The organism is uncultured Jannaschia sp. (genome assembly GCF_947494055.1).
GTDB lineage: Bacteria > Pseudomonadota > Alphaproteobacteria > Rhodobacterales > Rhodobacteraceae > Jannaschia.
The window spans coordinates 1-21,736 of the sequence record NZ_CANLTR010000047.1 but is presented as its reverse complement, the minus strand read 5'-3'; the positions used below and the strand labels follow the sequence as shown (position 1 = coordinate 21,736).

Below are 21,736 nucleotides of genomic sequence, written 5' to 3'. Positions count from 1 at the left end.
TCAAGATGTCCATTATCGATCATGGACATTATCGACAGCAGAGGCTCACCGTCAGAGCAGTCACAACGGACGGATACTCTCAGAACTTGTCCGGAACTTCCTGAGATCGCGACAGCGTCGGCATGAACACTTGCAGGACGCCGCGACGCCCCTCGTGGCGTCCTGTCTGTATCACGAGGTCGATGGTGGCGCGGGCGTAATCGAGGATGTCGTCCCGGCCGAGATCGAGGCCCGCACGCAGCACCATCATCGCCATGCGTTCGAGGGCGAGCTGCGGGCTGTCGGCGTGGATCGTACTAATCGAGCCGGGATGCCCGGTGTTGATCGCCTCGAGGAAGTTGAACGCCTCGGCGCCGCGGATTTCCCCCAGGATCAGCCGGTCTGGCCGCATCCGGAGCGCGCTTTCGAGAAGCCGGGCCGGGGAGCGTTCCGAGTCCGTCCGCCGGTCGGCAACGAGACCAACAGTGTTCGGGTGGGGGAGGTGCAGTTCCGGTGCATCCTCGATCGTCACCATGCGCTCGTTCCGGTCGGCCATCGACATGATCGCGCGGGCGAGGGTGGTCTTGCCCGAGGACGTGCCGCCGGAGACGAGGATGTTGAGCTTCTCGGTGACGGCCCGGTGCATGAGGTTCGCGAGATCGCCGGCCTCGGTCAGCGCGCGCAGCTCCTCCAGCCGGTTGCGCCGCTGTGCCTCGACATCGACCTCGGACCCCATGAGGAAGCCCACTTCGTGCAGTTCGAGGATGCGCGAGACGTACTTGCGGATCGATACCGACACACCGGCCTCGATCGCCGGGGGCACGATGACCTGCACGCGCATGGACTGACCGAAGACATGGACCCGGCCGGAGACGATGGGGTGGTGGCGGCCGAGCTGGGTCTTGGCCTCGCCGGCGAGATGGGCGCCGAGTGTATTGAGCCGGTCGGGCGGGATCGTCCCGTCCCATCGCTCCATGTGGCCGCGCTGCGCGTACTCGACCCAGACGCTGCGGTCGGGGTTGATGACGACCTCGTTGACCTCTTCGGAGACAAGAAGGTCGCGCAGCGGCAGAAGGCCCTGCTCGGCGTAGCTGGCAGGGCTCGGAGGCTGGTTCAAAACACCAGGTCCCTGTTGACGAAGACCGTCATGTCGACGCCCTGGTCGATGTAGATGACCGGGCCGGCGTTCAGGTACGCACCCATCACGCCCTGCGTAGCGCTGGCGAGATCGTCGCCCACGTCCTGCATCGCATCCGCCGCGTCGCCCCGCGTGTCGTTGCGGATCACCACATCCGGTCCGGCGCCGATGACCGAGATCAGCGCGGCCGAGCCGAACCGCTGGCGGAACCGGCTGTCCACCGTGCCGGCCTGTCCCGACATGCCGAGCGCGTCGGCGCCGTAGCCACCGAGCTCGACGCTGACACCCGCGGGCGTGACCGCCCGGTTCCACGCGATCTGCACCCGGTCCTGGATGACCGAGACATCCGAGTTGTAGGAGCCGATCAGGCGCGAGCCGCGCGGAATGAGGACGTTCATGCCGTCGTAGCTCATCACGTCGTCGGTCACGACGGCACGGATCGCGCCGGGCAGCTCGGTCGAGATCGCGGTCTCCAGAACGGCGTTGAGCGTGGTGCCCTGCACCACGGTCCGGCCGGGATTGGCGATGCGGGTGGCGCGCACGGTGTCGTAGCTCTGCGTGCTGGCGTCCTGGATGAACTGCTCGTTCGAGGTCAGGGTGCGGCCGGAGCCGTCGCCGGCACCCGCGCCGCCACCCTGTCCGCCGCCGGTCCTGGCGCCGGCCGCATCGAGGACGATGCCGTTCGACATGATCTGGGCCTCGGCGATCGCGGCGCGGCGCTGGCGCTCCTCCTCGAGTCGCCGCCGCGCCTCGCGCTCGTCCTCGGTCATGCCGCTGCCGGTATCCTGCGTCACTTGCGTCAACTGCGTCATTTGCGTCAAAAGTGCTTGGTAGCGGGCTTCAGCATCCTGCCGCTCGCGTTCGAGCTTCGTCTGCATGTCCTCCAAGGCTTGCTGCAATTCGGGATCGCCGCCGGTCTGCGACTGGCGCAACTCCTCGAGCTGGGCTTCCAGGTCCGCGATCCGCTGGCGGTCGGCCGCGTTGCCGGTATCGGTCGGGGGGACGGCGACGGCTGGCTGCATCTGCGTCTCGACTACGGGTTCCTCCGTCTGGACGGCCGGTCGCACCGGCATCGTCGTATCCACGCCGGCAGACGGCTCTTGGCCTTGCATCGCCTGCGTCTGAGAGGTGTCGGGCGCGGTGGTCTCCAGATTTTTCGGGGAGAAGATGAAGTAGGCCCCGACGCCGACCATCCCGAGGAACAGGACGATCGAGAGCGTTCGCACGCCCTGTCCCCCGGAGCCGCTGCCGGAGATCGCCGCATCGCGCCGGTTCAGGGCACGGGCGTCGCCGATCGTCGCGTCGTCACTCATTTCGTCACTACGGCGCCGCGGATCTCGGGATCGTAGATGGCGTAGCCCTGGCCGAGCTGCGGGGCGCGGCGCCCGCCCGGGACCGAGCAGATCACGTCGCCATGCGCCACGCAGATCTCCTCGTCGCCGATGCGGATCGTCCAGCGATCCGACACGCGGTCGACGACCGAGGCGTTCTCGGCGTGGCGGACGTTGACGATGCTCTCGCGTCCGTCCGGCCCGACGAGGAAGATGCCGGGCCGCCGGGCGTTCTCGGGAAAAACGAAGATCGTCCGGCGGCCGTCGTCGTAGACCTGGACGGGCTTCAGATCGGCCGCGTCGCCGGCAGCGTAATAGTTGAAGTCTTTCGGCCGCTCGGCCCGCTCGATCGCCGCGCGGCGGGCCTGTGCCTCGACCCCGGGGTAACGGAAGCTGACCCGGTAGTTCAGGTTGGGCGCGCCGACCTGGCCCGAGCGCGCCCGCAGCTCGAACGTGTAGGGGCGCTGGTTCGTGTAGACCGTCATGTTGGTGTAGGCGCCCTCGATCAGCGGCTTCACCGACAGGATGTCGCCGCGGTCTAGGCGGACGATCTGCCAGCTCTCGCTGTCGCCCACCTGCACGGACTCGATGTTCTCGCCGGGCTCGAACTCGATCGAGGTGATGAAGCGCATGTAGGTGTCGAGCCGGTAGACCTCGTGCTCGTCGTAGCTGAACCACCGGATGCGGCTGTCCTGCGGGTAGGGGCGCGGCTGCGTCTCGGCGAGGACTGGACTGGCGACGGCGAGAAACGCCAGGAAGGGGAGGGCGCGTTTCATCAGGGTCAGCCTCTCGGATCGAGGGTTTCGGCGTCGATGCGGTAGCCGGTGACGGTGAAGCCCAGCGGATTGCGCCAGACCTGATCGAGCGTGCGTTCCGTGCGGGGATTGAAGGCGTAGCCGACCACCGCCACGAAATCGCGCTCGACGGGCGCGATCCCCTCCCGCTCCAGTCTCCGCACGAAGCGGACCTGCGCGGTGTCTTCGTCGAGGATCGAGACCGAGCGCACCCGCGTGGTGATGACGGTATCGCCGCCATAGAGCGTGGGCGGGTATTGCTCGGCGCCGCTGTTCCAGATCGCGCGAAGCGAGGATTGCGCCTGTCCCTGCGACATCGCGTCGATGAGCGGAATGCGCTGCGGGTTGTCGTTCGGATCGTAGGTCTCGCGGTTGGTGACGTAGCGCACCAGCTCGGCCTCGAGGACGGCGCGCTGGTCGTCGAGCGAGGTCGGGCGGACCGAGACGACCTGCTCGGACTCGCCCGTGGCGCGGTCCACCATCACGACGTAGGGCCGGGTCTCCTTGAGCGGCATCGTCAGCGCCAGCGTCGTGACCGCGGCCAGCCCGATCCCCATGCCGAGCGCGCCCACGACCCAGCCGAGGTTGCGCTGGCGGCGCAGCGAGAAGAACACCTCGTTCTCGAAGGCTTCGGCGGTCTGTTCGGGTGTTTTCTTCGCCATCGGGGCAGATTCCTTCCGAGCCGCGTCGCGAGACGCGCGATGTGTTCAGACGGTGCAGGCTGGCAGACCCGTGCGTCAGTCGTTCTTCTTGTCGTCCCTGCGGGATTTTCGGTTCTCGAACCGCTGGCCGGCATTGGCCGCGCGGTAGCGGTCGAGGCTGCTCGCCTGGCCCCCGCGCATGGCGGCGTGCGACGCGTTCAGATCGGCGTATTTGTTGCGGATTTCCTTCTGCCGCATCATCTCGATCTGCTTACCTTCCCAGTAATTGCTGCCGGCCTTCTCGGCAGCGACCCCGGCCCGGTGCCCCTGGACCTCAGCGCCGATGATGCGTCCGCCCTCCCGCGAGCCGGCTTTCAGGATCTTGCCGCCGACGGCCCCTGCGCCGAGGGCCGCGTTCGCGCCGCCCATCGCCATTGCCACACCGTTGGCGGTCGCGGTGATCGTGCCGGAGAGGCCGTTGACCAGCGTGGGCACCATGACGGTCATGAAGATCGCGCCGACCCCGACGATGATGAAGCCACCGGCATCTTCCAGTGTGGTCGCTGAATCAGCCTGCGTAATAAGACTCTGACCGATCCCGACGATCGCGCCGACGACCCCGGCCATGATCAGCGGGATCAGTGCGAAGCCGAGCGTGAAGCGTACCCAGCTCTCGAACAGGTTGGAGGTCGCGCGGAACATCAGCGCCGGGATGAAGATCGGCGCCAGCGCGATGGCCATGCCGAGCCCGATCTTGCCCAGCGAGATCACGATGATCGCCGCTGCTGCCATCAGTGAGCCGATGAGCCAGACTGCAATCGACGCCAGACTGATATTGAGGATGATGCTGGCCTCGTCTCCGAGCTTGTCCGAAAAGTCGAACATACTGGTGATCATCGCATCGAAAGCGGTGTTCAGGTTGGGCGCGTTCACGATGCCCATCAGTTTGGCACCGAGTTCGCCCGGGACATTGGTGACGATGTTGTAGATCGGCGCGAACTGCGCCCAACTTGTCGCAACGGCGGTGACGATGACGTAGCGGATGCCCCACTTGAGGTACTCGCTCGTGCGGATCGGCACCCATTGCGTCAGCGCGTTGAGCGCGATGAACGCGAGGCCGACGAGACCCATCGTCTGACACACGGTCGCAATCGGACCAGCGAACGCGGCAAAGCTGCTCTCGGCATAGTTGCCGATCGCGGTATCCACCATGTTCAGGGTGTTCTCGACGTAGGTCGCCATCGGTCCTATCCTTCGTTATTCGATTGCGCCGACGTCACGGCAGTAGGCAATGACCGCGCGGTTTTCTTCGAATGTCTCGATTGCGCGGAAATGTGGCGTCAGGGACTCGCTCGACATGCCGAAATATTCCTCGGGCACCATCGCCTTGATCGCGTCCCAATCCCGCCGGTCGTCGAGGCAGGAAATCTTGTAGGGGCGACCTTCCGAATAGGCTTCGCATTGCTCGCGCTTGTAGGCGCTGTCCCATCGTTCGCGATACTTCATCAGGACTTGGTAGAGGCCGTGGTTAGAGCCGGCGATCTCCAAGGCTTCATCGCGGTCCATGTCCATCTGGTTCTCGCATTGCCACGAGCCGCCGGTGGCCTGCGCCATCGGCGTCGCGAGGATCAGGGCGGCTACCGCCGCGGCCGCAGCAGTCGTCAAGGTTGAGTTCATCGTCATTCACTGTCTCCCACACGCATGAATTGCCGGGACGCCGCCTGTTCGCGCGCTGCCAGGAGGGCGTCCGTGCCGGTGGCGTTGGCCTGCGCTGCCTGGAGCCGCAGGCTCTCGTTCAGCAGCACGGCGATCTCGCCCAGCATCCGGGTGTTGTAATCCACCGACGCCTTCAGGTCGGCGTTGGCGTCGATCTGCCCGATCAGCTCGTTCACCCGGTTCATCGAGGTGTTGGCCCGCGCATAGGTGTCCTCGGCCGTGGCCACCGCCGCGAGGCCCGCGCCGGCCTGCGTGGCGAGCGCCCGGTCCTGCGGCGTCTCCGAGGTCAGGAAGGAATTGATGTCGGGCAGGGCGAACGTCGTCTTCAGCTCGTTCATTCGCGCGGTCAGCGCCGAGGCATTGCCGGGGATCGCCGCGCCGGTCATTCCGCCCGACATGATCGCCGACAGGCTGTCGGCCGACTCCCGCGCGGCGATGTCCTGCGCGCCGTTCAGGATGCCGGAGATCGCCTTGCTCCCGGTCATGCTCTGGAGCTGCTCGATCTGGTTGGCGTAGTCCTGCCGCATCTGTTCGAGCTGGGCGATGGCCTGCGCCACCGAGGCCGCGTCGAAGGTCGGCACGCCTTGGGCCTGCGCCGGGACAGACGCGAGCGCGGCAGCGATGATCGTGGCGGCCGCGACCGCACCATTCAGTCGGGACATCATACGGTGGCTTCTCCAGTGACGTTGACGGGTTGCCAGTTGCACACGCAGGGCGACGTGCGTTCGGTGTAGGTCGCGCAGCCTCCCAGCAGGGCGGAGAGCGCGAGCGCTGCGATGATCCGGGCCATCAGACAGCCTCCTCGAATTGAATGATCCTGTCGTCGTCGTCATCGTCGTCGCCCGCGTCGGGGTCGTCCGCGACGCGGCCTGCGCCGAGCGTGCCGAGCATCGGTCCGAGGACCGACAGGTCGAGATCGACCACCGTGCTGGCGTCGTTGGCCCGCACCAGCGCCAGGCGCGCGCCCGCGGATGACGCGCAGAGGAAGGTCTCCTCGCGATCGGTAAGGCCGAGCGGCGCCAGTTCCCGGGCCGTGTTCCGCGAGCTCGGGAACAGGATCTGCGTCACGCAGCTCTCGAAGATCGAGCCGCCCGCCGCGCTTTCGGCGATATGGCCCACGCGCTGCGTGAGCATCACGACGACCACGTTCTTCTTCCGCATCGTCAGCATCCAGTCCTTGAGCCGCGACTGGAAATACGCGTCGTCGAGCAGCTTCCACGCTTCGTCGAGCACGATGATCGTCGGACGGCCGTCCTCGACCGTCCGCTCGATGCGGCGGAACACGTAGGAAAGCCACGCCGTCCGCACGGCCGGGCTGTCGAAGATTTCCGTCAGGTCGAAGGCGGTGATGCGGTTCTCGAAGGTGAGCGGGTCGCTTCCGGTGCCGGGGAACAGCCAGTGATACTTACCGTCGTCCCACTGACCGAGCCGGGTGTGCAGGTCGCCGCCGTCATCGACCGAGATGAGCTGGCTGCGGAAAGCGGCGAGCGTTTGCAGGTAGGGGTCGGACTCGGCGTTGGCGCGCACGGCGTTCGACAGGGCTTCCTGCTGCACCGCCGTCAGCGGCGGCGCGTCGACTGTCAGCAGCGCGCCGAGCCAGTCGGTGAGCCAGCCCACGCCGCGCAGGTCGGCCTCCGAGCGGAACGGGTTGAACCCGGTCGGCACGCCCATCTGCACGGGCGAGTAGCTGCCGCCGAGCGCGCGGATCGCGCTCTCGAGGCCCCGGTCCTTGTCGAAGGCGATGATACGCGGATCGAGCCGCTGCGCCTGCGCCAGAAGGAAGGCGGTGCCGAGCGTCTTGCCCGAGCCGGTCCGCCCGATGACGAGCGTATGACCCACCGTACGATCGCCCGGCTCGCCCGGCTGGTGGAAGTTGAAGCGGTAAGGCTCGCCGCCCACGGTCGGCAGGACGGTGATCGGGGCGCCCCAGGGCTCGGTGCCGGGCCGGAGCCCGCGACCTGTGGTATGGAGCGCGGCGAAGTCGGCGAAGCAGGCCGTGGAGATCATCGCGTCCCGCGCCCGGAAGCCGAAATTGCCGGGATGCTGCGCAAAGTACGCCGTGCGGGCGCCGATGCCCTCGCGCACCGCCACGGCCAGCGCGCGCTGCGATTGCGTGCGGATCTCCGAAGACAGATCGTCGAGTTCCTCCCGGCTCCGCGCCACGGCCATGATCGAGACCTGGTGCTGGCCGAAGCCGATCCGCCCCGAAGCCAGGTCGTCGGCGGCGTCGGTGAGCTGCGCCTGCGCCGAGCGCGCGGCGTCGTCGGCCGCGCTCATCTGCCGGATCGTGCGCTGCACGCGCCCGAGCGCCGGCACGAGGTCGATCGGCGTGAAGGAGTGCGTCACCACCGTGTCGCCGGGCAGGTCGAGCCGGTCGAGAAAGCCCGGCGATGTCTCGGTCGGGTACTTCTTGAAGGTGAACATCGCGCCGAAGCGCAGATCGTCCTCGTCGCTGCCCAGAACGACGAAGCTGTCGCCCCGGAAGTCCACGCGGCTGTCGACGAGGAGATTGCCGATCGGCGTGAAGGCCGCACCCGGCGTCAGGGGCGCGTACTTGCCGGTCACGGCCGTCCGCAGGAGCCCGAGCCAGCGGCCGTCGGCGAGCGTCAGCCGCTCGGGCCGGGCCGGCGTCAGGGCCTGCATGAGATTGGTGGTGATCTCGTTCAACAGGGCGATGCGCCGAGCGCGCTCGGCGCGCAGGTCGCGCGTCATGCCGCCGGTGATCCGCGCCCACAGCCCGGCCAGCTTGGGAGGTCGCACGACCACGGAGACCATCGATACCCGCTCGCGCAGCGTCCCGCCGGAGACGAGGCCCTGCCATTGCCGGTCGATGCGCGCGGCGAGGCCCTCGCCCGCGACGGGCGGCAGCGTCGGCCGGGTCTCGTGCGAGACGCGGTGGACATAGAACGCCACGTCGGGCCGGGATTGCGCGATCGAGGCTGCGAACGTTCGTGCCAGATCGTCGACGAATGTCGCGTCCGCCGTGTCCGCCGCGATGCCCGCGACGAGGAACGACGCCATCACGTCGCCGTCGCGCAGCATGATGACGTCCGCGCCCACGCCGGTCACGTAGGGAAGATAGCAGGCCAGCATGTGCTCGCGCTTGAGACCCGGCGGATCGACCGCACGGCGGCCGAGGCCTTGCTTCATGTCAAGCATGGTAGATGTTCCCCTGGCCCCGGACGGCGCCCGGCGTCGGCGGGGTCTTCCCGAGGCTGGCGAAGATCACGTCGAGGAACCGGGCGTCGTAGTTCGCCAGCGCCCGGAGGGCGGTGTAGCCGAGGGCCGCGCTTCCGATGAGCCACAGGAACGAGAGCGACACGATGTAGCCGCCGACCACCACGAGAAAGAGGATCACGAGGTAGGTCATCGGCAGGCCGGCCATCGAGACCGGCCGTGTGAGCGCCAGGAAGCACGGGTTCCGCATGGATCAGGCGGTCGTGCCGATGCCGCCGAGGATCGTGGCCGCGCCGAACAGGATCACCAGCCCGAGGACGACCGAGCCCGCGAAGAGCCAGTTCATCCGGCCCATCAGGAACAGGAGGCCGACCGCGCACAGGGCGACGAGGCCGATGGCCTTGCCGGTCGTGCCCGTCAGCGCCGTCCCGAGCGTGGTGAAGAACGTGTTGATGGGCGAAAGGTCCTGCGCGAAGACCGGGGAGGCCGCGCAGATTGCGAGCGCGAGCGCCACGGCCCCGATGCGACGGGTGGAGGGGGTCAGTATTGCCATACCGAAGAGTCCTTCTGACTTCTGGTGGAGCGAACGGTCTGTCCCGTTCGGGGGGATACGGGCGCGGGATTCACGGTTTGTACCGAAGCCACCGCGGCCGTGATCCTGGCGACATAGGCCCGTGTCTCCCGGTAGGGGGGCACGCCGCCATACTGGGTGACCCGGTGCGGCCCGGCATTGTAGGCCGCAAGCGCGAGATGCACGTCGCCGAAGCGGTCGAGCTGCGCCGCGAAGTAGCGGGCGGCGCCGTCGAGGTTCTGTTCCGGGTCCCAAGGATCGCGCACGCCGAGCGCGCGCGCCGTGTCCGGCATGAGTTGTCCGAGACCCTGCGCGCCCTTCGGGGACAGCGCCCGGGGATTGAAGCCGCTCTCGGCGCGGACCAGCTCGACGAAGACTTGGGCGAAGGTCCGTGCGTCGAGACCGGCGCGGCGCGGACCCTCGCCGCCGGCGTGCCGCAGCGCGACTTGTTCGGCCATGTCGCGGTAGACGGCGCGAGAGGCCGCAATGCGCGCCGGACGGGTCGGCTGCGTTTGTGTCCGCGCGCTCAACGAGTCCTTCACGACCACGCGCCCGTCGCGGGTGTATTCGTAGACGGTGGCGTAACCGGCGGCCGGTATGGATGCAGCAAGCAGGCAGAGAACGGCGAAGGCGCCACGGCGCCCGCTGCTTGGTCTTGTCTGGCCGGGTTTCCAACACGCAGGACGGGTAACGCCGACGGAACGTCGTGCCAGGGCCCAAGCTTGCCACCGGCGTTTACCTTGGTTAACGGCGCGGCCGGTCCGATTGTCCGCATGACTGCCAGGGACGCAGCAATGGTGGGAATCGGTCCTGGTGACCGGCGCTCGTGGCCGATCCCGCAAGGGCATGTCCATGTCCGGGTCTCGCATTCTGCGAAGCAGTCGAGACCACGAAGCACCGATTGGAATCAGGTGAAAGCAGAAAAGAGGTTTTTATATCCGAAAGGATATATAAGTTTACGTCAGGTAATCCCGCTGCATAGCGATCGCCACCGCATGGATGCGGTTCGTTGCCCCAAGCTTCTTCGTTGCGGTGACTGCCCGCTGCTTCACTGTGACCTCGGCGATGCCGAGCGCCTCGGCAATCTCGCGCTGCGAGTGACCGACGCTCAGAAGCTTGAGCACATCGATCTCCCGGTCCGTCAGCGCGGCGCGGTTCGTCACGTGGTCGCACCACGTCCCGAACCGTCCGTTGATGTCTGCGATCTCGTCATCGGTCAGTTCCCGGTCGCCGCGCGCAACCGAGAGAACCGAGCGCTTCCGACCCTTCTTTACCGAGAATACAGCACCATAGCGGAGGTCGAATTTCAGCGCCGCGTTCATGACGCCCCGGGGGTCGGGCAACTTGATCTCTGACCAGCGCTTCACGCCGGAATTGACGAAGGACCACAAAAGCACCGGGTCGCCGACGAAGTAGTTCCGCTCCTCGTATTCCTTGTGCCAGGCCTCCGGGTAGCCCAGGGCCATCAGCTCGGGACCGCTGACCCGGTAGTTGAAGGCCATGACGAAGCCCGCGGGCCCGAGCCCGTGCAGATGGGCGAGCTCTGCCTCGTAGTTCGGGATGAGGAGTTCGAGCATGGTGCGCCGGTCCTTGACAGGCGATACGACCTCCCGCAAGAGGACGTATCTTTTCGGACATGGCTCTTCGTCATCCTGCGGCGTGCCGCAACCCCGTTCATCCATCACATCGATCCCGAGGCAAAAACATGCCGCAAACCCGACCCGAATGTATTGCCAGTGCCGAGTTCACGCAGGACATGGTTGAAACATTAGGCACCTGGTTCGAACACTACGCGACAGGTGGCGTCGTGACGGTAGAGGTCACGACCCACGGACTTTGGCTCAAGAACCCCTACACGAAGACACGACAGTTTCTAGGTCGGGCGGATGCCCCGGAGGAACCTGTCGCCTACCGCCCGGCGATCGACGGTCTCGACGATGGCTAGATCGGGCGGTCTCGATTTGGAACGCGCACGCAGGCAGATACTTGCCGGCATTCGAAGTCATGACGTCTGGCATCGGCAGAAGGGCAGGGGGAATACGGCAGGCCTGACTGGGGGCAGTCTCTCGCTCTCCGGCCCTGGGCCGGGAACAGGAAACCGGTCCGTCCGAAGCATGGGCGCAAATGAGAGTGGAAAGTTTCTCATTGGAACGGCCAATCGGGTCGTCAAGATCTCTTACCCATCGCATGCCAGACGTGTTACCGTTTCGCTGCGTAAATGTCCGAATTGTGACAAACGCCGAAGAACGCTACCAAAAGCGTCAATGACGACAGGAATCGAGGGCAGCAGCCACCACACATGAGAAACCCCGCGAGGCGGGCGGCCTACACGGGGTGCAGAAGGACGGGAATCCTTCGGAAACTCTCGGGTCACACCGAGTTTCTAGCACCCCCCCAAAGCGCAGACAAGAGAAAACGCACCTCGTGCGAACGATCCCCTGCGCCCTGCTGTCCGCGTTCCGTCTCGCCAAGTGTCGAGCGACAGATGAGAGTGGAGTCACAACCCCATGCGCCGCAGGCCTTCCGGCCGCGACCGCATGCGGCCCTGCCGGAGGGATGGACGAAGAACAGCCTGTTGACGCTGGTCTTCGGCATCGCCCATCGGATCGGGCTGAACGCGACGGACCTGATGGTCCTGCGGCGGATCGCGCAGAAGACGCGGGCGCCGGATTACGCGGACCCGACGCGCAGCCCGATCTGCTTCGAGCGCCAGATCGACATGGCCGCGAGCATCGGCCTGAGCACCGAGCAATGGAGACGGGTAGAGCGGAAGCTGGAGCGGCTGCGCCTGATTGTCCGCGAGACCGCCGCGAACGGTCACCGTGGTCGCGTTTCAGGATCGATCGGCCTGGAAAGCTGCGCGGGCCTATCGTTGGAGCCGCTTGTCGCGCGGCTCGACGAGCTCGTCGACATCGAAGCGTGGCAACTCGAGGCGACCGAGCGTCTTGCTCTATGTCGTCTTGAGATCAGCAAGGCGCGTCGCGAAATCAGGCGGCTCGAGAGCGATCTCGGGGATCGTTCTGTCGTGACCGAACTCGCGGACGCCCGCGCGGCCTGGTTGTCTCCGCGCGGCTACACCACGATCGAACGGGCCGAAGCGCATCTCTGCGAACTCGATTCCCTTGTGAAGCGGCTTGGGGAAATTGTTCGATTGTCGTCGAATATGACCGGTGCGGCGGTCGCAAATGACCGGTGCCATAAACAGAATACAACTGAGACCTTATATGAATCCTGTAGGACGCCTCACGGCGCCAAAGGCGGAGAAGAGAAGCGTGAAGCGTCCGATGCCGGCGTCAACGACGAATTCATGCCGCATCTCACGATCGCCAGCCTGCGCGACCTCGCCTCAGCCGACCTGCGCCTCTACATCGACCACGCACCGGGCGAGGGCGGTCCTTCGACACTCGCCGACATCGACTGGGCCGTGCTGCAACGATTGCGGGACCTTGGGATCAACCCCTCGGCCTTCGAAGAGGCCGTCGAGACCATGGGCTGGCTCCGGGCCATGCTGTCGGTCATCGTCATCGATCGCAACCAGGACCATCCGACCCGGCCGATCCGGAACCCCGGCGGCGCGCTCCGGGCCTTCACCAAGCGCTACCTGCGTGGAGACCTCGATCTGCGCGCCAGCATCTTCGGCATCTGGGGCCGGGAGGGCAGGATGCATTGAGGGAGACCATGTGTCGGGACCAGCAGGTCAGCCTGCTAGTTGGCCATCGGGATCGGATCGAGACATCTCGGCCTAGTTGCTGCAGCGCGAGAGGGTGGATGGCGGAAGTGGCGTGGCCCTTGACCAAATGCCCCGGCGTTCTCATGGTAGTCCAACAGACTACCGATGTGCTCGTTTGGAGGTCGTGATGGGAGTTCAGAAGCAATCGGTCAGCTTCACGGACGCGGCGTTCGCTTACGCACGCGAGCTCGTCGATCAAGGAGAGTATCCAACGATCAGCGCTGCCGTTTCGGGCGAGCTTGCCCGAGCGCGTGGCGCGCGTGCGCGTGAAGCCGCAATTCTGGAGGCCGAGGTCAGGCGCAGGCTCGAACTGCCCCTCGACCAGTGGGTTCCGGTGGGCAGTCTGGACGGGCTCACCGCAGGAGCATTCGCGCGCATCGAGGCTCTGGAGCGGGAGGCCGAGAACCAGGACCGTGGCTGATGAAGGTCGTGCCTCACCCGCTCCTCGAGCGAGACATCGTGGGCATGGCCGAACACGTCTTCGCAGTCAGCGGCGACGGCGCCGCCGCACGCAGACGGATCCTCGAGGCGAGGGAATTGATCGAGGCGGTCGTCGCGGAGCCCGGTCTGGGCACGACGCTCGACGCACCTCTTGATGGCTGGCGTGTCCGCCATGGTGGTCGCAACCGCAGGATCACGGTCGTGTTCCGCCACGACGCGGCTTCGGATGCACTCTACATCGCCCTGATCGCGTTCGGAGGACGTGACTGGGAGGCTCACGCCGCAAGGCGATCGGAGTTTGGAGACTGAAGAATGCTGTAGGCGAACTCTGACGGTGTGATTGCCCCCGACGGCATCTGGTGGTCCAAAATGGATCAACGACGATTTTTGGGTGGGAGCGGTCAAACCATCAAGGCGCCGTGAGGGTATTCTGCGCGTTAACCTTCGCAAGCCTGTTACATGGCTCGGCGAGAGGGGATCATCGCAGATGTCTCCGAGGTCGAAACGCCGTCGCCTTCGGGACCGATTCCAGAAGGAAGTCGCATGGCACAGTCAGCCAACCTCACCCAGATCTCGGCAAGCCCCCAGAACTCTGCGGCATTCACGCTCGAACTCCTGCATATCGCGGATCAGGAGGCGAGCTCTGCCGCGGTTGCAGATGCGCCAAACTTCTCCGCCGTGCTGAACGCGCTCCGGGCGCAGGATCTCGGCGGGGACGGCGTGATGGACAACACGCTCACCCTGTCCTCGGGCGACGCCTTCATCCCTGGCGTATTCTTCGATGCCTCGGCGGCCGTGTTCGGCGCGGGCGGGATCGCGGACATCCAGATTCAGAACGAGCTCGGCGTCTCGGCCATCGCGCTCGGCAACCACGAATTCGACTTCGGCACCTCGGTGCTGGCGAACCTGATTACCGGGACGAGCGCGGGCGCGCTGCTCGGCAGCTTCGCGGGCGTTCCATCGCTGGCGGAGACCGCGCTCGAAGGGGCGGACTTCGCCGGAACGGCCTTCCCCTATCTGTCGGCCAATCTCGATTTCGCGACCGACCCGAATCTCGCGCCGCACGCGGTTGCGGGCGGCCAGGCACCACAGGGCAACGCCGTCACTTCCTCCACCGTAGTCGAGGTGGGCGGCGAGCGGATCGCCGTGGTGGGCGCGACCACACCGACCCTACCGAGTATCTCCTCGTCGGGCGATCTCGTCGTCGCGCCGGATGCGTTCGATGCGACCCCCACGCTCGACCAGCTCGATGCGCTCGCCACGCTGATCCAGGCGGAAGTGGATGCCGTGCTCGCCGCCGACGCGGGCATCGACAAGGTCGTGCTGCTCTCGCACATGCAGCGGATCAGCATCGAGTATGGGCTGGCCGAGCGTCTGACGGATGTGGATATCATCGTCGCAGGCGGGTCGAACACGCGGCTGCTCGACGACGACGACCGGTTGCGCGACGGCGACAGCGATCAGGGCCAGTACCCGCAGTTCCTTACCAATGCAGGCGGCACGCAGACCGCGGTCGTGAACACCGACGGCAGCTACAAGTATGTCGGCCGGCTCGTCATCGACTTCGACGCCGACGGCCACATCGTCACCGACAGCTACGATGCTTCGGTCTCCGGCGCCTATGCCACCGACGATCGAGGCGTAGCCGACCTCGGGGCCGAAGGGCTGGTCGATCCGGAGGTTCGGGGTATCGCCGACGCCATCGGAGCACAGATCGTCGCCACCGAGTCCAACGTGTTCGGCCTTTCGGACGTGTTTCTGAACGGCAACCGCTCCGGCGTCGCCGGCGATCCGGACGGGGTGCGTACACAGGAGACCAATCTCGGCAACCTCACCGCGGATGCCAACCTCGCCGTCGCGAAGGAGGCCGATCCCGACGTGGTCGTCTCGATCAAGAACGGCGGCGGCATTCGGGCCTCCATCGGCGAAACGGTGGTGCCACCCGGCGGCACCGAGGCGGTGCGCGGCCCGAACGCCGCGCTCACGAATGCCGACGGCGACGTGTTCAAGCCCGCGGGCGGCATCAGCCAGAACGACATCTCCACCGCGCTGGCCTTCAACAACGACCTGACCGTGCTGTCGCTGACCCGGGCCGAACTCGTCGCGGTGCTCGAGCATGGCGTCAGCGCGCTGCCCGACGTGGCCGGGCAGTTCCCGCAGGTCGCGGGCCTCGAATTCGCCTTCGACCCCGATCGTCCCGCCGGCAGCCGCATCGTCTCCGCCGAGATCGTCGATGGCGACGGCGCGCAGATCGCGGCGTTGGTGCGCGACGGAGCGCTCGTCGGGGACGCGGCCGAGACCTTCCGCGTCGTCACGCTGGGCTTCCTTGCCGATGGCGGCGACGGCTATCCGTTCCCGACCGAAGGGGTCGACCGGCTGGATCTGACGGGGGCGGCGCTGTCCGAAGGTGACGCAAGCTTCGCCGCAGCAGGCACCGAGCAGGACGCGCTTGCCGAATACCTTGCCGACAATTTTGCCCGGACGCCCTACGCAATCGCCGATACCGGACCGGATGCCGACACGCGGATCCAGAACCTCGACGTCCGCGCAGACGCGGTGTTCGACGACGCGGGGCCGTTGCAGGCTCTCGTCCTGAACGAAGTGCTGGGCTCCACAACCGGGACCGACAGCGAGTATATCGAGCTCTTCGGGGAGGCCGGCACCTCCCTCGATGGCTTGAGCGTGATCGTCGTCGAGAGCGATGCGGGTGCGAGCAACGGCATGATCGACTTCCGCCTCGATTTCGGGGCGGGGGACGCGATCGGCGCGAACGGCTTCTTCCTCGCCGCCAACGGCATCGCCGCGGCGACCTACGGCGTGACGCCGAACCTCGCCATTGCGGACAATTCGATCGAGAATTCCTCCTACACCATCGCGCTGGTCGAGACAGCGAGCCTCGCCGGCGGGGCCGTGACCGGACAGGAGGTCGTGCTCGACGCGGTCGGCGTCACCGATGGCGAGGGACCAGAGAGCTTCGCCTTCGGCGCGCCGGTCGTCGGCCCCGACGGCACTTTCCTGCCCGCCGGCGTGGGGCGCGTTGAGGACGGAGTCGATACCGATCAGGCCTCGGATTTCGAGATCCTGAACTTCAACAACGGCGCGCCGAACTCGCCCACGGCCGGCACGATGGGCGACGACGGCGAACCGGATACGGGCGACGTTACGATCGACGACACACCGACCCTCGTCAGCGCGATCCAGGGCGCGGGCGAGGCGAGCCCGCTTGTCGGACAAGCCGTCGTGGTCGAGGCCATCGTCACCGGTGATTTCCAGAGCGGCGACGACGATGATTTCCGCAACCTCGACGGGTTCTTCCTGATGGAGGAGCGTTCGGACTTCGACGCCGACGACATGACCTCCGAAGGCATTTTCGCCTTCGAAGGCGGGGACACGCAGCTCGATGTGGCCGCGGGCGACCGGGTCCGGGTATTGGGCACCGTGGTCGAGCGCTTCGGCAAGACCACGATCGAGGTGGCCGAGATCCGCATCGAGGACGAAGCGGTCGAGACCGACATCCTGTCGCTCGCGGTGGAAAGCGCCCTGCCGCCCGTCGCCGCACGCGAGGCGCTGGAAAGCATGCTCGTCGACGTCAACGAGCCGCTCACCTTCACCGAGAGCTTCGATTACGAAACCTTCAATGACGGCACGCTGGCCGCTGGCGGATCGGTCTACCAGTACACTCAGCTCAATGCCCCCGACATGGCGGGCAACGCGGCTTATCAGGCCGAGGTGGCGGACCGGACCATAACCATCGACGACGGACGCAACGCTGCGCGCGACGATTTCGACCCGATCCCGGAGCCCGACGGCGACCCCTTTACTCTGACGAGCGGCGTGCGGATGGGACAGGATTTCGACCTCACCGCGATCATGGACTTCGACTTCGGCGAATGGCGGCTTCGCCTCCCGGAGGGGGCGGCGTTCGAGCCCCTGCCTGGCGACGCGCGGCCCGACGCGCCCGTGGATGTGGGGAGCGACTACAAGGTCGCTTCGCTCAACGTGCTCAACTACTTTACCACGCTCGAGGGCGAGACGGATATCGGGCAGGGCCCCCGCGGGGCCGACAGCGTCGAGGAGTTCGAGCGTCAATCCGACAAGCTCGTTTCGGTTATCCGGGGCATGGATGCGGACGTGATCGCGCTCAACGAGATCGAGAACGACTTCGCCGGCGAGAGCTTCGCCATCGCGGAACTGGTCTCGCGGCTCAACGCGGGGGCCGAGGGCGCGCCCTGGGCCTTCGTCGATCCGGGGCAGGAATTCGTCGGTGGGGACGCCATCGCGGTCGCCTTCCTTTATAACAGCGAGACGACGCGCCTCGCGCCGGGCACCACCGTCGCGACGCTGACCGACGATCAGCTCGCCGGACTCGGCGTCGATCCGGGCAATCCGGTCTTCGAGGGGCCGAGCACCAGTCGCGTGCCGCTGGCCGCGACCTTCGAGGAGATCGCGACGGGGGAGCGGTTCACGGCGGCGGCCAACCACTTCAAGTCGAAGGGCTCGGTCAGCCCGTTCGGCGACAATGCCGACCGGGGCGACGGGGCGGGGGCCAACGACGAGGCCCGCGCGCAGGCCGCCGCGGCGGTCGAGGTCTGGCTCGCCAGCGATCCGACCGGCTCGAACGACCCCGACCGGATCATCCTCGGTGACCTGAACTCCTACGCGCAGGAAACGCCGCTGCAGGTGCTGGCCGAGGCGGGATACACGAACCTCGTGGCCGCCGAGGAAGGGCTGACCTCGACCTCCTACCGCTTCTCCGGTCAGGTCGGCACGCTGGACTACGCACTCGCCAACGACGCGATGGCGCGCCAGGTGACCGGGGCCACGATCTGGGACGTCAACGACGAGGAGCCGGTCTTCTTCGACTACAACCTCGACGGCACCTTCACCGACCCGCTCCGCCCCACCGATCTGGGGCTCTTCGACGGCAGCTCACCGGCAGCGTCCTCGGACCATGATCCGGTCGTAGTCGGGCTCGACCTCGGTGCGGACGCGGCGCCGGTCCTCGTCTTGGGCACGGCGGGGAACGACAACCTGCGCGGCACCGAGACGGACGAGCGGCTGGTCTCGGGCGGCGGGCGGCTCGACGTGCTGCGCGGCGCGGGCGGCGCGGACATCTTCGAGTTCACCTCCGAGGCAGGAGCTCGCAACAGCGTCCAGATCCGCGACTTCGACGCGAGCGAGGGCGATCTCATCGACCTCGGCGGGGCGACGCTGGCCGGGGCGCGGGAGCTGGGCGCGAACGTGCTGCTGCAACTGGCGGAGGACGGCGACTCGATCCTGGTCCTGGGGACCGATTTCGCGGGACTCGCCTTTACTGAGAACAGCCTGATCGTTGCGTGACGCCAAATCCTTCATCCAGGTCATTTGAAAAGGAGACCACCGCATGACTTCCATGACCTCGAAAGCCCTCCTCGCCGGCGTCTTCGCCTGTCTCGCCACAACCGGACAGGCGGCAACACTCGGCCTCGCGACCGGCCCGTCGGTTCTGGGTGGGACCGGGGAGGCGTTCTTCGTTCCGGGCTCGGATTTCGTGTTTGCGGGGACCAGCGATGGCGGCGCCGATATCGCGATCGCGGCCGCGCTCGGGACCGGCATCGAGCCAGGGGTTATCCTGGTGGACGGCCTGCTCTCGGGTACGGTCGCGACATTCGGTTTCGAGATCGATGCCGGCACCGACGGCGGCGACGTCATCGAGATCGCCTTCCGCCCGGTGGACGGCAGCCTCGCCGACGCGCTCGGCACGGATGCACTCGTCAGCCTGACTGGCGAATTCGGCACAGACGAGAGTTTTGCGGATACGGCATTCTACTCTGCCGCGAGCGTCACGTTCGCGCCCGTCACCGAGCTCGCCCCGATTCCGCTTCCCGCCTCTGGTCTACTCCTTGCCGGCGGTTTCGGCTTCCTTGCCCTGCGCCGCCGCGCGCGGGCGTGAGGCGACATCCGGGCACCTGCCCGGTCGACAGGCAAGTGCGTTGAAAAGGAACGCCGGGAGGAGACCCTCCCGGCGTTCACTTTTAGCGGTAGACGCGTGACGCGTTCGGTCGATCAGCCAGCGGTGTCTTCGACCAGCGTGTAGTTCGATCCGTCTTCGTCGATCTCGACGTCGACCTCGCCGTCATCATGCATGCCTTCGAACTCGTACACGACGCGTCCGTCCTCGTTGGGGCGCGTGCTGCGCTCGACGAATTCGGGCTCGAACCCGGGCAGGTTCTCGTCGAGGGCCGCGGAAACTCCTTGGGGAACGGCAGCCATCTCGATCTCTTCCTCGAGCTCCTCGACGGTGCCGTCTTCCAGCACGTCGACCTCGAACATCATGCCGTTCTCCATCGTGCCGGACAGCTCGTAGGTCATCGTGTCCTGATCGTCGTCCATCTGGACGTTTTCCAGGCTGACGCCCATCGTGTCCGCCTCCATCCGGGCGGCGTCCATGGCCGCGGACGGGACTTCGTCCATGCTCATCTGGCTTTCTTCCTGCGCGATGGCCGGAACAGCAAAAGCAAGGATGGCAGTGGTGGCGAGAATGGTTTTCATTTCACGTCTCCCGATTTTTTTGAAGCATCTGGTGATGCGACACAAGGGTCGAAGCGAAAGGTCGAATTTAGATGAATATAGGAATATAGTATTGTGACAATACCTGAATCTGATGCTGTTCGTTGTCATTAAACTCTATTAATAATATCATTAAACATACAACGGTCGAAGATTAATGCTGCTTGATCGTTCTAAGCTTTATCTTTCAGATTATGGAACATGCAGCGATGTCCAAAGTTCTGCCGGTCCTCGGTCTCTCCCTGGCCTACGCGTCGCCGGGACATGCACAGGCGCTCGACGACCGGATCGGCCAACTCGAGGCGCGCGTCGCGGATCAGCAGAGCCAGATCGAGGCGATGGAGGCGGATGCCCCCCGCCTCTCGACCGATGTCGGCGGTGTGGAGCTGACCTTCGGGGGTCGCGTCAATGCGATGGTCCTCCACGCCGGGCAGGGGCCGAACGACCAGACGTTCATTGCCGACAATGACGGGTCCGGATCGCGGCTGGAGTTCCGCGGAGAGAGCCGCGTGGATGACAACCTGTCCGCCGGCCTCGAGATCGTCGTCTCGGCCGAAGTCAATTCGTCGAACAACATCGATTTCGGATCGAACGACGACAACGCCGACGAGAACGACGATCTGGGTGATTTCCGGCAGGCGCATTTCTTCGTCGACAGCGACCGCTTCGGCTACATCTCGATCGGCCAAGGCGATACGGCGGCGGAAGATACGGCGCATGCCGACTTGTCGGGCACCGATTTCGCGGGCTCCGGGTCGGACGTGGACGACGTCGCGGGGGGACTGCATTTCTTCGACGACGACGGCAACGACTTGGCCTCACTCGACGACTTTTTTGACATGCAGGACGGCGACCGGGCCGTACGCGCCCTCTACATCACGCCGGACTTGAACGGCTTCTCCTTCGGCATTTCCGCTGCAAACAGCCAATCCGGTAGCGACGGTGACGACGATCTGAACGGCTCCGGCCTCGAGCCGGCCGTGGCGCTGTACTACGAAGGTGAGACGGGGATCGGCGACGTTGCCGCGGCCTTGTCCTATCGGCGGACCCGACTCGACGACGACTTGGAGAACGATTTCCTGGTCGGATCGGCTTCGGTGCTGCTCGCATCCGGTCTGAACGCGACCGTTGCTGCGTCCCGCGGGGACATAGAAGGTCAGGACGAAACGCCGACGGCTTATTTCATGAAGCTGGGCTATCTGCGCGACATTCTCGACACGGGCGAGACCCGCTTTTCCGTCGATTATTTTCGCGGCAGAAACAACGCAGAATTTGGATCGCCGGGCGGCGATCTGGTTGAGGCGCATTCCTGGGGTTTCTTCGCCGTACAGGAGTTCGCCGATATCAACACGGAAGCTTATCTCGGTTTTCGGCATTACGAACTGGACGGCGTCTTTGTCGAGGACATCCGCCGCGATGTCGACGACATGAACGCCGTTCTCGTCGGCGCCCGCGTCCGCTTCTTACCGGCGCAGCACGCTTACGGTTGACCGGCTCAAGTCCAAAGGTCCTGCGCTCGCGGTTGTAGCCATAGGTCGGCCGCTGGCCGACGAGATGACATATCGCAATGAATTCGATAGAACTCGGTCCGGTCAGCCCGAACTCGGATAACATCAGGATCAGGAGGAACGAGATTGGCGGACGGAAGACACGGCGACAACGGCCATTT

Annotated in this window: 22 protein-coding genes; 7 read left to right on the top strand and 15 right to left on the bottom strand. The window is 65.9% G+C overall.

The genetic code is table 11. The features are described 5' to 3' along the window. Window positions 1-79: 79 nt before the first annotated feature. The 13 genes from virB11 to Q1A87_RS20160 all read right to left on the bottom strand — a co-directional run bounded on the left by virB11 (window position 80) and on the right by Q1A87_RS20160 (window position 10,924). Window positions 80-1,096 carry a P-type DNA transfer ATPase VirB11 gene (gene virB11, locus Q1A87_RS20220; protein WP_299655660.1) on the bottom strand — a complete coding sequence of 339 codons (1,017 nt, stop codon included), beginning with the start codon at window positions 1,094-1,096 and terminating at the stop codon, window positions 80-82. Further along, window positions 1,093-2,430 (bottom strand): TrbI/VirB10 family protein, encoded by a 1,338-nt coding sequence (locus Q1A87_RS20215; protein WP_299655657.1) that lies wholly within the window; start codon window positions 2,428-2,430, stop codon window positions 1,093-1,095. The genes virB11 and Q1A87_RS20215 overlap by 4 nt, the downstream gene beginning before the upstream one ends. Further along, window positions 2,427-3,224, bottom strand: coding sequence for a TrbG/VirB9 family P-type conjugative transfer protein (locus Q1A87_RS20210; RefSeq protein ID WP_299655654.1), 798 nt, complete (start codon window positions 3,222-3,224; stop codon window positions 2,427-2,429). Before Q1A87_RS20210 ends, Q1A87_RS20215 begins: the two co-directional genes overlap by 4 nt. A gap of 5 nt (window positions 3,225-3,229) precedes the next feature. Then, window positions 3,230-3,904, bottom strand: coding sequence for a type IV secretion system protein (locus tag Q1A87_RS20205; protein ID WP_299655652.1), 675 nt, complete (start codon window positions 3,902-3,904; stop codon window positions 3,230-3,232). A gap of 75 nt (window positions 3,905-3,979) precedes the next feature. Then, entirely contained in the window at window positions 3,980-5,125 is a 1,146-nt protein-coding gene (locus tag Q1A87_RS20200) for a type IV secretion system protein (protein ID WP_299655650.1), read from the bottom strand. A gap of 15 nt (window positions 5,126-5,140) precedes the next feature. Beyond that, the gene (locus Q1A87_RS20195; RefSeq protein ID WP_299655648.1) at window positions 5,141-5,566 is read right to left on the bottom strand and encodes a hypothetical protein; all 426 of its coding nucleotides are present in this window, start codon (window positions 5,564-5,566) and stop codon (window positions 5,141-5,143) included. Further along, window positions 5,563-6,261, bottom strand: a complete 699-nt coding sequence (locus tag Q1A87_RS20190) for a type IV secretion system protein (protein WP_299655646.1) — start codon at window positions 6,259-6,261, stop codon at window positions 5,563-5,565. Before Q1A87_RS20190 ends, Q1A87_RS20195 begins: the two co-directional genes overlap by 4 nt. Further along, window positions 6,261-6,389: a hypothetical protein gene (locus Q1A87_RS20185; RefSeq protein ID WP_299655644.1), complete on the bottom strand. Its 129-nt coding sequence runs from the start codon at window positions 6,387-6,389 to the stop codon at window positions 6,261-6,263. Before Q1A87_RS20185 ends, Q1A87_RS20190 begins: the two co-directional genes overlap by 1 nt. Next, complete coding sequence (locus tag Q1A87_RS20180; RefSeq protein WP_299655642.1) at window positions 6,389-8,758, bottom strand: hypothetical protein; 2,370 nt, start codon at window positions 8,756-8,758, stop codon at window positions 6,389-6,391. The genes Q1A87_RS20185 and Q1A87_RS20180 overlap by 1 nt, the downstream gene beginning before the upstream one ends. Further along, entirely contained in the window at window positions 8,751-9,026 is a 276-nt protein-coding gene (locus Q1A87_RS20175) for a VirB3 family type IV secretion system protein (protein ID WP_299655640.1), read from the bottom strand. Before Q1A87_RS20175 ends, Q1A87_RS20180 begins: the two co-directional genes overlap by 8 nt. 3 nt (window positions 9,027-9,029) lie before the next feature. Then, complete coding sequence (locus Q1A87_RS20170; RefSeq protein WP_299655639.1) at window positions 9,030-9,329, bottom strand: TrbC/VirB2 family protein; 300 nt, start codon at window positions 9,327-9,329, stop codon at window positions 9,030-9,032. Then, a complete protein-coding gene (locus Q1A87_RS20165) occupies window positions 9,317-9,805 on the bottom strand; it encodes a lytic transglycosylase domain-containing protein (protein WP_299655666.1) in 489 nt (162 codons plus the stop codon). The genes Q1A87_RS20170 and Q1A87_RS20165 overlap by 13 nt, the downstream gene beginning before the upstream one ends. A 498-nt stretch (window positions 9,806-10,303) precedes the next feature. After that, the gene (locus Q1A87_RS20160; protein WP_299655638.1) at window positions 10,304-10,924 is read right to left on the bottom strand and encodes an autoinducer binding domain-containing protein; all 621 of its coding nucleotides are present in this window, start codon (window positions 10,922-10,924) and stop codon (window positions 10,304-10,306) included. 128 nt (window positions 10,925-11,052) lie between these two features. Here Q1A87_RS20160 and Q1A87_RS20155 point away from each other — a divergent pair, with 128 nt between their 5' ends. From Q1A87_RS20155 to Q1A87_RS20130, 6 genes are all read left to right on the top strand, one after another. After that, window positions 11,053-11,292, top strand: a complete 240-nt coding sequence (locus Q1A87_RS20155) for a hypothetical protein (protein WP_299655636.1) — start codon at window positions 11,053-11,055, stop codon at window positions 11,290-11,292. A gap of 354 nt (window positions 11,293-11,646) precedes the next feature. Continuing rightward, window positions 11,647-13,017, top strand: coding sequence for a helix-turn-helix domain-containing protein (locus tag Q1A87_RS20150; protein ID WP_363323030.1), 1,371 nt, complete (start codon window positions 11,647-11,649; stop codon window positions 13,015-13,017). Between the two features lie 187 nt (window positions 13,018-13,204). Next, on the top strand, window positions 13,205-13,498 hold the full coding sequence (locus Q1A87_RS20145; protein ID WP_299655634.1) for a hypothetical protein: 294 nt from the start codon (window positions 13,205-13,207) through the stop codon (window positions 13,496-13,498). Beyond that, on the top strand, window positions 13,498-13,827 hold the full coding sequence (locus Q1A87_RS20140; protein WP_299655632.1) for a type II toxin-antitoxin system RelE/ParE family toxin: 330 nt from the start codon (window positions 13,498-13,500) through the stop codon (window positions 13,825-13,827). The genes Q1A87_RS20145 and Q1A87_RS20140 overlap by 1 nt, the downstream gene beginning before the upstream one ends. Window positions 13,828-14,061: 234 nt before the next feature. Next, on the top strand, window positions 14,062-18,858 hold the full coding sequence (locus Q1A87_RS20135) for an ExeM/NucH family extracellular endonuclease (RefSeq protein WP_299655630.1): 4,797 nt from the start codon (window positions 14,062-14,064) through the stop codon (window positions 18,856-18,858). Between the two features lie 43 nt (window positions 18,859-18,901). Continuing rightward, entirely contained in the window at window positions 18,902-19,450 is a 549-nt protein-coding gene (locus Q1A87_RS20130; protein ID WP_299655628.1) for a hypothetical protein, read from the top strand. 113 nt (window positions 19,451-19,563) lie between these two features. Here the strand turns inward: Q1A87_RS20130 and Q1A87_RS20125 are convergent, their stop codons facing one another. Further along, window positions 19,564-20,049 carry a hypothetical protein gene (locus Q1A87_RS20125; RefSeq protein WP_299655626.1) on the bottom strand — a complete coding sequence of 162 codons (486 nt, stop codon included), beginning with the start codon at window positions 20,047-20,049 and terminating at the stop codon, window positions 19,564-19,566. 191 nt (window positions 20,050-20,240) lie between these two features. Then, the gene (locus Q1A87_RS20120; RefSeq protein ID WP_299655624.1) at window positions 20,241-20,786 is read right to left on the bottom strand and encodes a hypothetical protein; all 546 of its coding nucleotides are present in this window, start codon (window positions 20,784-20,786) and stop codon (window positions 20,241-20,243) included. 42 nt (window positions 20,787-20,828) lie between these two features. On the opposite strand from Q1A87_RS20120, the gene Q1A87_RS20115 reads away from it, so the two are divergent. Then, on the top strand, window positions 20,829-21,557 hold the full coding sequence (locus Q1A87_RS20115) for a porin (RefSeq protein WP_299655621.1): 729 nt from the start codon (window positions 20,829-20,831) through the stop codon (window positions 21,555-21,557). Window positions 21,558-21,736: the final 179 nt, after the last annotated feature.